This window comes from Saccharopolyspora tripterygii (assembly GCF_054778355.1).
This window is the reverse complement of the sequence record NZ_BAAGZP010000010.1, coordinates 20,665-33,028: the sequence shown is the minus strand read 5'-3', so window position 1 is coordinate 33,028 and position 12,364 is coordinate 20,665. Positions and strand designations below refer to the sequence as shown.

At 69.8% G+C, this 12,364-nt stretch carries 11 protein-coding genes; 7 read left to right on the top strand and 4 right to left on the bottom strand.

Features of this window, described 5'->3' with window-relative positions; translation table 11 throughout:
• The first annotated feature begins 244 nt into the window (after positions 1 to 244).
• Positions 245 to 1,471: a cytochrome P450 family protein gene (locus ACYVF3_RS09900; protein WP_461153910.1), complete on the top strand. Its 1,227-nt coding sequence runs from the start codon at positions 245 to 247 to the stop codon at positions 1,469 to 1,471.
• Positions 1,472 to 1,717: 246 nt separating this feature from the next.
• On the opposite strand, the gene ACYVF3_RS09895 is transcribed toward ACYVF3_RS09900, so the two are convergent.
• Positions 1,718 to 3,301 carry a putative glycoside hydrolase gene (locus ACYVF3_RS09895; protein WP_461153909.1) on the bottom strand — a complete coding sequence of 528 codons (1,584 nt, stop codon included), beginning with the start codon at positions 3,299 to 3,301 and terminating at the stop codon, positions 1,718 to 1,720.
• A gap of 176 nt (positions 3,302 to 3,477) precedes the next feature.
• Here ACYVF3_RS09895 and ACYVF3_RS09890 point away from each other — a divergent pair, with 176 nt between their 5' ends.
• From ACYVF3_RS09890 to ACYVF3_RS09870, 5 genes are all read left to right on the top strand, one after another.
• Positions 3,478 to 4,497, top strand: coding sequence for a polysaccharide deacetylase family protein (locus tag ACYVF3_RS09890; RefSeq protein WP_461153908.1), 1,020 nt, complete (start codon positions 3,478 to 3,480; stop codon positions 4,495 to 4,497).
• Between the two features lie 397 nt (positions 4,498 to 4,894).
• Positions 4,895 to 7,078, top strand: coding sequence for a sensor histidine kinase (locus ACYVF3_RS09885; RefSeq protein ID WP_461153907.1), 2,184 nt, complete (start codon positions 4,895 to 4,897; stop codon positions 7,076 to 7,078).
• Positions 7,075 to 7,455, top strand: a complete 381-nt coding sequence (locus tag ACYVF3_RS09880) for a roadblock/LC7 domain-containing protein (RefSeq protein WP_461153906.1) — start codon at positions 7,075 to 7,077, stop codon at positions 7,453 to 7,455. The genes ACYVF3_RS09885 and ACYVF3_RS09880 overlap by 4 nt, the downstream gene beginning before the upstream one ends.
• A gap of 4 nt (positions 7,456 to 7,459) precedes the next feature.
• Positions 7,460 to 7,810 (top strand): DUF742 domain-containing protein, encoded by a 351-nt coding sequence (locus ACYVF3_RS09875; RefSeq protein WP_461153905.1) that lies wholly within the window; start codon positions 7,460 to 7,462, stop codon positions 7,808 to 7,810.
• On the top strand, positions 7,794 to 8,390 hold the full coding sequence (locus ACYVF3_RS09870; protein WP_461153904.1) for a GTP-binding protein: 597 nt from the start codon (positions 7,794 to 7,796) through the stop codon (positions 8,388 to 8,390). The genes ACYVF3_RS09875 and ACYVF3_RS09870 overlap by 17 nt, the downstream gene beginning before the upstream one ends.
• A 95-nt stretch (positions 8,391 to 8,485) precedes the next feature.
• Here the strand turns inward: ACYVF3_RS09870 and ACYVF3_RS09865 are convergent, their stop codons facing one another.
• Positions 8,486 to 9,052: a GNAT family N-acetyltransferase gene (locus ACYVF3_RS09865; protein ID WP_461153903.1), complete on the bottom strand. Its 567-nt coding sequence runs from the start codon at positions 9,050 to 9,052 to the stop codon at positions 8,486 to 8,488.
• On the bottom strand, positions 9,052 to 11,076 hold the full coding sequence (locus ACYVF3_RS09860) for a primosomal protein N' (RefSeq protein ID WP_461153902.1): 2,025 nt from the start codon (positions 11,074 to 11,076) through the stop codon (positions 9,052 to 9,054). Before ACYVF3_RS09860 ends, ACYVF3_RS09865 begins: the two co-directional genes overlap by 1 nt.
• A gap of 92 nt (positions 11,077 to 11,168) precedes the next feature.
• Between ACYVF3_RS09860 and ACYVF3_RS09855 the strand changes: the two genes are divergently transcribed.
• The gene (locus ACYVF3_RS09855) at positions 11,169 to 11,624 is read left to right on the top strand and encodes a tRNA (cytidine(34)-2'-O)-methyltransferase (protein ID WP_461153901.1); all 456 of its coding nucleotides are present in this window, start codon (positions 11,169 to 11,171) and stop codon (positions 11,622 to 11,624) included.
• Here the strand turns inward: ACYVF3_RS09855 and ACYVF3_RS09850 are convergent.
• Positions 11,611 to 12,318 (bottom strand): YwaF family protein, encoded by a 708-nt coding sequence (locus tag ACYVF3_RS09850; RefSeq protein ID WP_461153900.1) that lies wholly within the window; start codon positions 12,316 to 12,318, stop codon positions 11,611 to 11,613. The genes ACYVF3_RS09855 and ACYVF3_RS09850 overlap by 14 nt on opposite strands.
• Positions 12,319 to 12,364 lie beyond the last annotated feature (46 nt).

The window sequence follows — 12,364 nt, the reverse complement described above, 5'->3', positions numbered from 1 at the left end:
GGCCTCACGATCCAGACCTCGGCGGCGATTCCAGTGCAGTTTCCAGCACGCGTGGCGAACGGACCGGTCGACTCCCCCGACGAGGCGAACGCCCTGCCGCATTCCGGTCGTGCATCGGACGGGTCGCCGACCGACGCGTCTGAACGGAGCTTCATTCCGACACCGCTCACCGGAGGAATTGCGATTTCTCCATGATGGTTTCGCGCCATCCCGGCGTGCTGAAACGACGTGACGGAGCCCAGCGATGGAACCTTCCACCTGCCCGTACCCGCTCGATCCCACCGGACGCGAATTGCACGCGGAGGCAGAGCGGCTCAGCGCGCGAGGCCCGACGACCCGGGTGTCGCTGCCTGGCGACGTCGAGGCGTGGTTGGTCACCGATCCGGTGGTGCTCCGCTCCCTGTTCGCCGACACCCGCGTGTCGAAGGATCCGCACCGGCACTGGCCGGGATATCGCGATCTGCCCGCGGATTGGCCGCTGCACACCTGGGTCTCGATGCGGAACATGTTCAACTCGCACGGTGCCGATCACCGCAGGCTCCGCGCGCTGATCGCGCCTGCCTTCACCGCCCGCCGCATCCGCGACCTGCGTCCGCGCATCGAGGCGATCACCGCCGGCCTGCTCGACGAGGTCGCTTCCGCGCCACCGGGGGTCGCGGTCGACCTGCGCGCGCACTTCGCCAACCCGCTGCCCGTCGCGGTGATCAGCTCGCTGCTCGGCATCACCGGCCGCGACGTCCTGGACGAGATGCGCGAGCTCGTGGAGCTGTTCTTCAGCACCACCACGACCCCGGAGCAGATGGTGACCGGGATGGAGACGCTGTACCGGCTGTTCGGCGAGCACGTCGCGGCGCGGCGGCGGATTCCGGCCGATGACCTGACCAGCGATCTGCTGACGATGCGGGACGAGTACGGCACGCGCCTGTCGGACGGCGAGCTGACCGACACCCTGATGCTGATGTTCTCGGCAGGTCACGAGACGACCGTGAACCTGATCGGGCACGCCGTCGCCGAACTGCTCACCGAACCCCGGCACCTGGTTTCGCTCCGGGCCGGCGAGGTGAGCTGGGACGATGTCGTGGAGGAGACGTTGCGCTGGCAAGCGCCGCTGGCGAACCTGCCGCTGCGCTTCGCCGTCGAGGACATCGCGATCCCGGGCGGCGAGACGATCCGAGCGGGTGAGCCGATCGTGGCGGGCCTGCTCGCGGCCAACCGGCACCCCGCGCACTGCCCTGACGGGGATCTCTTCGACCCGGCTCGCGCCGACACCGGGCACCTGAGCTTCGGCCACGGCGTGCACTTCTGCGTCGGTTCGCAGCTCGCCCGCCTGGAAGCCGCCATCGCCCTGTCCGCGCTGTTCGACCGCTTCCCCCGGCTGACCGCGGCGTTCGGCGAACTGCGGCAACGAACGTCGTTCATCTCCAACGGCCACGCCGACCTGTTCGCGATCCCCACCCCGGCCGGGGCCTGAGGAGTCGTTTCAGGATGCGGCGGAGCCGTTGTTTCAGGTGTGGGACTCAGCCCGCACCGCCGCGGGTTCTCACACGTCGTCTGGGTGAGTACGACACGACGCCGTGTATTGGCATACATCAGGAGTGGCGCACGGAGGCCAGACGGCGTGTGAGGTTCCGCCACCCGCACCGCCAAGCAAGGTGATTCAGCAATAACCCCTGAGGGAACGGGCCGTCCGCCCACCAGGACGAACGGCCCGTCCGGCTCAGCCCGTCGGGGTCAGCGCCGCGTCGTGGTAGCGGCAGTTGGCCGCCCACAGCAGGAACGAGTTCATGCCGTTGGTGCGGGAGGCGTCGATCTGCGCGGCGACCTCGGCCGGACCGTAGGACGCTCCGAGGCTGAAGTCCTGCAACCACGGGATGATCTGCACGTCGGTGCCCTCGACGGCCTTCGCGAACTCGGCCAACGACCGCTGGACGATGTCGAAGGGCTGGGTGTTGGGGTTGGCGACCCCGAACTCGCCCTCCGCCCAGTGCGACGGGTAGACCATCGGCGCGATGTAGTCGACGTACTGCGACATCTGCCGGACGTCCTGGGCGATCTCGGTCGGCCGGTCGACGGCGATGCCGAACACCGAGGCACCCAGCAGGGCTCCGCGCGAGCGCACCTCGGTCTGGGTCTGGCGCAGGAAGTCGGCGATGGCCGTCTCCGGAGTGCCGACCAGGTTCGGGATGCGCATCTGGTTCATGTGACCGTCCGGCCGGCGCACGTAGTCGTAGAGCACGTCGTCGAACCCGAGCTGGGCGGCTTCGGCTGCGATGTCGACGTTGTACTGGCGCACGACCGGGTCCGCGAAGTTGGTGAAGGCGAACTCCCCGTAACCGCTGGACCAGGGCGAACCACCGGCGGTCTGCACGACCCGCTCGGGGTGACCGCTGTTCCAGGAGGCCGCACCGAGGATCGGGTCCTTGAACGCGACGAGCCTGCCGACGACCCGCACGCCCATGCCGTGCAACTGGTCGAGGGCCTGCCGGGCGTTGTAGTAGCCCTTGACCGCGCCGATCTGGTGCGCGGTCGGGACGGCCGAGTCGTAGACGACCTCGCCGCTCTCGTCCTTGAGGTCGAGCTCGACGGTGTCGATCTTGCCCTGCCGCGCCATCTCCAGGATCGGTTCGCGCAGCGAGTCGCTGGTCCAGGCCATGCCGGTGACGTGCACCGCCCGCATGCCCGGGTGTTTGATGTGGACGGTCATGACCCGTTCGGCCCTGTTGCCCGCGGCGTCGGTGGCCACGACCTTGACGTCGCGCTCCGGCTTGTCGACCACGACGCTGAAGGCGCCCTGCGGATCGGTCTTGACCTGCTTGCCCGCGACCTCGACCTTCTCGGCGCCGTGCGCCTTGCCGTTGACGGTGACCGGGCGGTTCGGCCCGTCCGGTCGCAGCGAGTCATCGACCTGGAGGTCCGGAGGCGTGTTGTCCACAGTGAACTCGTGACTCGTGGTGTCTGAACCGAGCCAGGAGATGCTGCGTGGTGCGTCGACGACCAACTCGTGCTTGCCCTCCGGAAGCCCGGCGGGTCCCACGGTCAAACCGCCCGGCACCTGCCGCGCGGCGACTTCCCTCCCATCAACCGAAATCTTGGCGTTGTTCACGCCCTGAATACCCACTTCGGCATTGGTGTTCACCGGCTGAGCCAAACCGGTGATCTTCACGTCCTCAGTGGACAGTGCGCGTAACAGGAGGAATCCGAGGAGCAGGACCAGTGCGGTCACCACTCCGATCACGACATATTTGGGCATTCCGCCGCTGATGGCCTTGATGCGGGCGCGCGCTGAAGCAGCATCCGACATCGGTTTCGCCTCCCCGACTTCAGGCGAACTCGCGCGGTGCACGAATTTCCTTGCTGGACAATTGGGTTCCGACCAATACCGCGGCCGGAAAACCACTGTCGCAGTCGGAACGGTCTAGATCAATTGGCCAGTTGGAGTATCCCGGGATCGGAACCGGATCTATACCGTTGGTTCCGATGTTGCCCTTGAGAACCACGGTTCGCGCCGCGGCGCTCGCGATGTTGTTCGCAGCCGCCGCGTGCAGCGCACCCGCCGCGCCCGTCCCTCCGCCTCCTGCCGCTCCAGCACCGCCGCCCGCTCCCCCGCCGCCACCGGACCCGGCCTCGGTCGGGGCCAACGAGCTAGGGGACGTCCCGGTGCTGATGTACCACCGCATCACACCCACTCCGAGCAGCGTGTACGACCGCACCCCTGGCGATTTCCGCGCCGAGCTGGAACGGCTCGTGCACGAGGATTACGTTCCGGTGACGGCCACCGAGTACGCCTCGGGGAAGATCGACATCCCGGCAGGCAAGCACCCCGTCGTGCTGACCTTCGACGACGGATCCGCTTCTCAGTTCACAGTGGACCCGGCGGGCAACCCCGCTCCGGAGTCCGCGGTCGGGATCCTGCTGTCCGTCGCTCAGGCCAACCCGGGCTTCCGCCCAGTGGCAACGATGTACGTGTTCAACCCGCCGTTCGAGGAGCCCACCGGACGGCGGAGCCTCACCTGGTTGCACGACAACGGCTTCGAGATCGGCAACCACACGATGAACCACCCGAACCTCGGCAAGGTCTCCTCCGCGGAGGCGCAGCAGGAGATCGCCGGCATGCAGCGCGTGATCACCGATGCGGTGCCGGGGCTGCGAGTGGATTCGATCGCGCTGCCGCTGGGCATGCATCCGGACGAGGAGCCGCTGGCCGCCGACGGTTCGGCGGACGGGGTCACCTACCACCACACGAGCGTGATGCTGGTGGGGTCGAACCCGGCTCCGTCGCCGTTCACCACGGACTTCGATCCGACGAACATCCCGCGCATCCGCTCGCAGGGCCCGGCGGGCGAGGACGCCGGTTACGGCTCGACGGCGTGGCTGGACAAGCTGGCCGCCGCCCCGGAGTCGCGCTACACCTCCGATGGCGACCCGGCGAAGACCTCGGCACCCCACGACGTCACCACCCAGCCGTCCCCGAACGCACCCCCACTCCACCGCTACTGACCCATCACCCCCACGGCCCGAGCAGAAACCGAGGAGAAGCCGAGGTGCGAAACCCCGCGCGGACGCTCCGTGCGGTCTGCGCGGTGAGGCCGGTCCCAGTTTTAGTCCAAACTGAGCCGACATTTCGGACATGATCATGGCTCGGTTATGACTAAAACTGGGACCGGGTGACCACCGCCCCCAGCAGGAACCCGAGTCCGGACGGGCGTCCGGAGGTTGCCCGTCAGTGGCGATTTTTGCGGTTCCGCATGCGGATCGTGACCAAGGCGTAGTCAGCGTTGGTATGAACGTGTCACATGCGTTGACACGACCGCGAATAGCCAACACGCAGGGTTGATCAGCTGTTAGCGTCCGCGGGTCATCATCGCTGCTGAAACCGGAGGGGGGGTTTCCGCTGGTGACGTCTCAGGACGCCGAAACTCATCACCGGACCATCAAGAGGCGGCTCTCGCGCGCGCTCACGCTGCCGATCGCGCTGCTGTCGGTGGTGCTGCTCGCGTCGACGGTGCCGCAAGGCGTCGAGTCCTTCGTCGTCTGGCGCATCGGGGTCGCCGCCGAGGAGGCCGGAACCTCGGCGATGCGGACCTTCGCAGCGCTGCAGAACGAACGCGACCTCTCGGTGCGCGACGGGGTCCCGCCGGCGCAGCTGACCAACGCGCGCGCCACGACCGACCGCGACGTCGACCAGCTCAACCGCACGCTGGGATCGCTGATCGACTACGCGCCCGAGCCGATCGCGGCCAAGACCGCGGACCTGCAACGCCGGCTGGAAGAACTGCCGCAACGCCGCGCGCTCGCGGCCGGTCACCTCAACCGCCGCGCCACCGTCGACTACTTCAACGCGGTCATCGACTCCGGCATCGAGCTCTTCGACACCCAGTCCCGGCTGGCCCACGACATCCAGGTCACCCAGGACGGGATCACCGCCACCGAACTGCTGCGCGCCTCCGACCTGATGCGGCGCGCCGCGATGATCGGCGGCTCCGCCATGGACTCGGGCCGCTTCGAGGTCGGCGAGCACCACGCGTTCGCCGAGCGGGTGTTCACCTACCGCAGCCGGATTCGCGTCGAGAGCGCGCACGCGGCCCCGCAGGTCCGCGCCCAGTACGACGCGCTGACCCGGTCGGCGGCGTGGCAGCGGCTCACCGCCGCGGAGGACCAGCTGATCGCAGGGGGTGCGACCGCCGTCCAGGCGACGTCGCCGGAGCAGCAGCGCTCCTGGCGCGCGAACACCGAGGCCGTGGGCCAGGCGCTCAACGACCTGTCGATGACCCAGTCCGATCACGCGATCACCCTGGGCATGACCAAGAGCTACTCGAAGTTCGTCTGGACGATCCTGGTCGTGCTGGTCGCGGTCGCGGTGGTCGGCGTCTGCTGGTGGTACTCGCGGCGCAACATCGGCCTCGCCGAGCAGGTCCTGCAGCGCCTGGCCAGGCTGCGCGACGCGGTGCTGCACCGCACCAACGACCTGCTGCCGCCGATCCTGCAGCGGGCCCGGGCCGGCAAACGGGTCGACGCCGACGCCGAACTGGGCAAGCTGGACTTCGGGCGCGACGAGATCGGCCAGGTCGCCGACGCGATGGAGGTCTCGCAGCGGGCCACCATCGACGCCACGATCAACGAGGCCGCGACGCACGCCGCGTTCCGCAGCGCCATCGCCGCGATCGCCAGCGGGCAGCAGACCCTCGTCCAGCAGACGATGGCGCTCGTCGACACCGCCGAGCACGACGAGCAGGATCCGGCGAAGCTGCGCCGGTTGTTGCAGGTCGACAGCACGGTGACCCGCTTGCGGCGCAAGATCGAGAACCTGCGGGTGCTCGCCGGTGACCGCCCGGGCCGTCGCTGGCGCGATCCGGTGCCGCTGAGCAAGGTCGTCCAGTCGGCGATCGGCGAGACGGAGGACTACACCAGGATCAACGTGCGCGCGGTGCCCGCGGTGGCGGTGAAGGGACCGGCCGTCACCGACACGATCCGGGTGCTGGCGGAGCTGATGGACAACGCCACCCGCTTCTCTCCGCCGAACTCATCGGTCCTGGTGCTGGTCGAGCCCACCGACGACGGCCGCGTGCGGGTGGACGTCGAGGACCGCGGCTTGGGCATGAAGGACGCCGACCGCGAGCGGATAAACGGAACCCTTTCCGCACCACCGGATTTCACCGCGACTTCGGTGCAGGACGACGTCCGTCTCGGTCTCGTGGTGGTCAGCCGCCTCGCGCAGCGCCGCGGCATCGCGGTCAGCCTGCACCCCGGCGAGCGCTCGGGAACGCGCGCTTCGGTGGTGCTGCCGGGCGACATCATCGCCGGGCAGGTGTCGGCCAACCGCGAGCGCGGCGGTGAGGCGACGATCCGGATGCACCGCAGACCGCGCACCACGTCGTCGGTCAGCGAGCCCGACGCGGCAGGCGGCCTGCCGCAGCGCAAGCGCGGCACGACCCTCGCGCGGCTCAAGTCGGGCCCGGAGTCGCAGGGCGAATCCGGTTCCGGCGCGAAGGCTTCCGATGAGGGCAGGCGCCGGTCGGGGGCGGTGTCGTTCATGAGCGAGATCCAGCGAGCCCGTTCTCAACAGGAGGGACGTTCGTGACCCGCGACGATCTGAACTGGTTGCTCGACGATTGCCACCGCCAGGTCTCCGACGTCAGAGGCCTGGTCCTGTTCTCCTCCGACGGCCTGCCGACCGCGTTCTCGGGCATGCCGGAGGACAAGGCCGACGCGCTGGCCGCGCTGGGCGCTTCGATCAACAGCATGGTGGCGAGCGCGAGCGCCCAGACCGGCTCCGGCACCGTGCGGAGCACGCTGATCGAGAGCGAGGACGCGTTCCTGATGCTCGGGCAGGCGGCCGAGCGCACCGGACTGCTGGTCGTCGTCTCGGCGAACGCGGACCTGGAGCTGGTCGCCACCGAGCTCGAGCAGCTGCTCGAACGGGTGGGCTCGCACCTGGCCACTCCGGCACGGCGGTGACGGCATGACCGAGTGGAACGACGACGAACCCGGGCCGCTGGTGCGGCCTTACGTGCACACCGGCGGCCGCACCGATGTCACCAGCGACGACCTGGACGTCTCCGCCCTGCTGCAGGCGACTCCCCGCGACGACGCACCGGAGGGGTCGCTGAGCGCCACCACCGTTCGGGAGCTGTGCTCGAAACCGGTGTCGCTGGCGGAGATCGCCGCGGTGCTGGAGAGCCCGATCTCGGTGGCCCGCGTCCTGGTGTGCGATCTGGTCGAGCGCGGTGTGCTGCGGGTGGCGGCACCTCGCACCGACCGGCCTGACGTTTCTTTCATGGAGAGGCTGCGCAACGATGTCCGGAACCTTTGATCCGAGCACCGCTTCGGCGAAGATCGTGATCGCCGGGGCTTTCGGGGTCGGCAAGACCACGATGATCACGAAGCTGACCGACCGGGAACCGCTGCGGACCGAGGAGATCCTCACCGAGGCGGGCGTCGGCATCGACGACCTGGAGGGGGTGCAGGAGAAGAAGACGACCACGGTCGCCTTGGACTTCGGGCGCCTGGACCTGCCCAGCGGGCCGAAGCTCTACCTGTTCGGCACTCCCGGCCAGGATCGGTTCTGGCCGATGTGGGACAGCATCGCGCTGGGCGCGCTGGGTGCGATCGTCATCGTCGACACCGAGCGGCTGAACCAGTGCTTCGCCATCCTCGACTTCTTCGAGGACCGCGGGATTCCGTTCGTGATCGCGGTGAACGAGTTCGACGGCGCCCCGCGCCACTCACCGGAGACGGTCGCGACCGCGCTGGACCTCGACCCGGAGATCCCGGTCCTGCCCTTCGACGCCCGCGACAAGACCTCCACCAAGGAGGTCCTGGTCACGGTCCTGGACCGCGCCATCGAATACCGCACGGCCCAACCGGACCAAGCCCACGCCACCAACCTCTGATCTCGGCAAGGGGCAGTTTTGGTCCGAATTGACCGGACGAATCAGACGCGAAAGCCGGACGGTTCAGACCAAAACTGCCCATCCCCCAGGTGACGTCACCCCTGCGATCGCCATTGGGACTTGGTGATGGCGTATTCGACGTCTCCGTGTTCGGAGCCTTCGATGTCGCCTTCCGGCCACTCGGCGTGGAAGCTGCGGACGTGGCGGAGGCCGGCCCGTTCCATGACCCGGCGGGATCCGGTGTTGACCGCCATGGTCTGGGCCCACGCCCGGCTCAGGCCGAGTTCGGTGAAGCCCGTGCGGATGAGGGCCACCGCGCCCTCGGTGGCCAGGCCGCGACCCCACGCCGGGCGGCACAGCCGGTAGCCGAGCTCGAAGTCGTCCACCGCGTCCACCGATTCCGGCCGGAAGTTGAACAGTCCCAGGAAGCAACCGGTTTCGCGACCGATGGCCGCCCAGTTACCCTGACCGCCGAAGCACTCGTAGGTCTGGAGGTACTTCGGCATGATCCCGTCCCGGACCTCTTCGATGCTCATCCGGCGCCCGCCGTTGATGTAGCGCATGACCTCGGGATCGTTGTTCAGGCGGAAGACCGCACCGGCGTCGGCCTCGGTGAGCTCGCGCAGCACCATCCGCTCGGTCTCCAGGAAGATCCGGCTCACTACAACATCTCCAGCGGGTCCAGGCGCACCTGGAGTTCGGTGGCCTTGCGGGCGGCCCGGATCGCCTGGGCGGCGTGCAGCGAGTCGGCGAGGGCCCTGCCGTCGGTGCGCTCGACCCTGACGATGAGGCGTTCGCGCTCGGAGCTGCCGTCCTCGTCGACCTCGCCGAGCGGGACGGGACCGAGAACTTCGGCGCTGGCGGGCAGATCCGCTGAGTCCAGCAGCGCTTCGATCGCGTCCGGCGTGCCGTCGACAGCGGCGACTCGGCGGGCCGGCGGGAAGCCGAGTTCGGCGCGTTCGGCGAGCTCCTGCGCCGCGTACCACGACGGGTCCCAGCGGACGAGCGCCTGCACCGGCTGCAGGGAGGATTCGGCCATCACCACGACGCGTCCGCCTTCGGATCCGGGCCGGACGAGCGCGGCCGCGGAGAACCAGAGCCGCAGCGCCGCCTCGGAGGCCCGCAGCTCAGGTCTGCCGAGCAGCGTGCGCCCGTCGAGCAGCAGCGCGGCGCCGTACCCGCCGTCGGCGACGGGTTCGGCACCGGGCGTGCACACGATCAGGGCGGGTTTGGCCGGCACGTCGGCGAGGATCTCACCGGCGCCGGAGGTGCGCACCGGGAAGCCCGGGAAGGCGCGGCCGAGCTCTTCGGCCGTGCGGCCTGCGCCGACGGCGATCGCGCGCAACCGGCGGGAACCGCACTGGGGGCACTTGAACGCCGCTTCGGCGGCTCCGCACCAGTTGCACGCGGCAGGCTTCGGCATGCCGTCCTCAGTTCCGCCCGGCAGCGCGAGCGGCCCCGCGCAGCGACGGCATCGGGCGCGCTCGCGGCAGTCTCCGCAGGCCAGGGCGGGCACGTAGCCGCGTCGAGGCACTTGGACGAGCACCGGCGCTCCGATCTTGAGCGCGGCGCGGGCGGCCTCGAAGCCGACGGAGGGCAGCCGGGCGGCGCGGGCGGCGGGGTCGCGGGCCAGCTGCGTGTCGTCCTCGCCGATGGAGGTGACGCGCGGGGCCGCCGCCCGGACGTCGTTGCGGTGGGCGACGAGTTCGTGCGTCCATCCCGATTCGACGAGCAGCGCGGCCTCGGCGGTGCGGGCGAAGCCGCCGACGATGAGCGCCGCGCCCGCGGTGTGGGCGCGCTGGGTGAGCACGTCGCGGGTGTGCGGGTAGGGCACCTGCGGGTAGCTGTGCAGGTCGTCGCCGTCGTCCCAGACGACGGCGAGCCCGAGGTCGCGCACGGGCGCGAACATGGCCGCGCGGGTGCCGATGACGACCCGGGCGGCGCCGCGCAGGGCGGCGAGCCAGTGCTTGTAGCGCTCGGCAGGGCCGCTGTCGGCGGTCAGGGTCACCACGTCGTCGCCGAGCAGCGCCGAGCACGCCCGGTGCAGGCGTGTGAGGTCGCGGTGGTCGGGCACCACGATGAGCGCGCCGCGTCCGGCCGAGGCCGTGGTCGCGGCGGCCTCGGCGAGCCGGGCGGGCCAGTCCTCCCCCGGCAGCGCCTGCCACACCGCCCGGGCGGGACGACCGGCGTGCAGGGCGTCCAAGTAGGACTGTCCGTGCTGATATCGCTGCCACGCGGCGGTTTCCGGCCGTTCCGGAGCGGGAAGCGGTTCGCTGCGCGCGGACTTCTCGGCGGCGGCGCTGCGCGGCGGGATCGCCAGCCGCAGGACGTCGGCGAGCATCCCGCCGTAGCGGTGGGCGACGGCCTGGGCTTGCGCGAGCATCTCCGGGGTGAGCACCGGTTCAGGCGAGGACACCCGTTCCAGCCAGGCGAGGTTGCCCTTGAAGTCGGTGGTCTCGTTGCGTTCGAGCAGGTAGCCGTCGACGAGCTTGCCGCGGAAGCGCACCCGCACCCGGCAGCCGGGCTGGGCGTCGGCGTCGAGCCGGTCGGGGACGCGGTAGTCGAACGGGCGGTCCAGGTGCACCGGGAGCGGGACGTCGACGATGACGCGCGCGACCGGGTTGTTCGCCGCTGCCGTGCGCTCGGTCTCCTCCCCTTTCCGCTTCCGGGGCTGTGCACCTGCCATGCCTCTTCTCTACCAGACGACCCCGTCGTGACCTGGGCCCGGAGTCGACCGGCGAGTTGGGGCCTCAGTGGGGTATGTGACAGCATTTTCCGGTGATTCACGTCGTCTTCTTCCAGCCCGAGATTCCCGGCAACGCGGGCAACGCGATCCGGATGGCCGCCGGTTCCGGTGCTGCGCTGCATCTGATCGAGCCGTTGGGGTTCTCGGTGGAGGACGCGAAGCTGCGCCGCGCCGGGCTGGACTACCACGACCGCGCCGCGTTGCACGTCCACGCGAGCCTGGAGGCCTGCTGGGAGGTGGTGCGGCCGGAGCGCGTCATCGCCTTCACCGCGCGCACCGAGACCTCCTACACCGATGTGGGCTACCGACCGGGGGACGCGCTGCTGTTCGGGCCGGAGTCCGTGGGGCTGCCCGACGAGCTCATCGAGGGGGCGTCGCTGCGGGTCCGGATCCCGATGCTCCCCGGGATCCGTTCGATGAACCTCGCGAACTCGGCCGCGGTCGCCGTGTACGAGGCGTGGCGGCAGCAGGGCTTCAAGGCGCCGTGACGGGTTCGGGCCGACGCGTCCACGGCCAGGTGAGCAGCGCCCAGCCGGTCATGCCGACGACGAGCTCCACGGCGAGGTAGGTGGGCCAGCCGCCCATCAGGTCCAGCAGCGACGGGTTCTCGGGCTTGCTGCTGACGAAGCCGTAGTTGGTGCCGGCGAGCTCGTTGAACACCAGCATCGCCAGGCCCCACGAGACGGTGACCGCGACCGAGTTCCAGTATCCGCGCCAGCCAGGACGCATCCCGATTCCCCAGGTCAGGAAGGCTGCAGCCCAGATCACCAGCAGGTGCTGGCCCCAGAACTCGATGAAGTTGACGTCCGGGAAGTCGGGCGCGTCCAGCGCCGGGGTGATGATCGCCTGCGGGGTCAGCGTCAGGCCCCAGAAGTAGAGCAGCGCGTGCGGCCTCGCCCGTCGCGTCCACAGCGCCCAGGCCGCGACCACCCACGCGAGGTCGCACAGGTGCAGGGGTAGCGATTCAGCGACGTCCCACTCGCCGGGCATCAGCCGGAACACCAGCAGCGGAACGTTGAACCCCAGCACGACCAGCGCGAACACCCGGCAGAACCGGTCAGCGGTGCCCTCGGCCAGCCCCCGTCCGAGCACGACGAGCACCGCCGACCCGGCCACGATGAGCGCCATCAACGCCCAGTGCGACGCGCCGTAAGCCACGAACCGATCAGCAACCGGCCCCACACCCCCAGAGTCGTCCACCCACCCGACCACGTCAGTTTCCAGGCGG

Coding starts and splice junctions, on each gene's coding strand:
- ACYVF3_RS09860 (WP_461153902.1), bottom strand. CDS start 11,076: ATGGCAGGTGCACAGCCCCGGAAGCGGAAAGGGGAGGAGACCGAGCGC.
- ACYVF3_RS09895 (WP_461153909.1), bottom strand. CDS start 3,301: ATGTCGGATGCTGCTTCAGCGCGCGCCCGCATCAAGGCCATCAGCGGC.
- ACYVF3_RS09890 (WP_461153908.1), top strand. CDS start 3,478: ATGTTGCCCTTGAGAACCACGGTTCGCGCCGCGGCGCTCGCGATGTTG.
- ACYVF3_RS09870 (WP_461153904.1), top strand. CDS start 7,794: ATGTCCGGAACCTTTGATCCGAGCACCGCTTCGGCGAAGATCGTGATC.
- ACYVF3_RS09900 (WP_461153910.1), top strand. CDS start 245: ATGGAACCTTCCACCTGCCCGTACCCGCTCGATCCCACCGGACGCGAA.
- ACYVF3_RS09875 (WP_461153905.1), top strand. CDS start 7,460: ATGACCGAGTGGAACGACGACGAACCCGGGCCGCTGGTGCGGCCTTAC.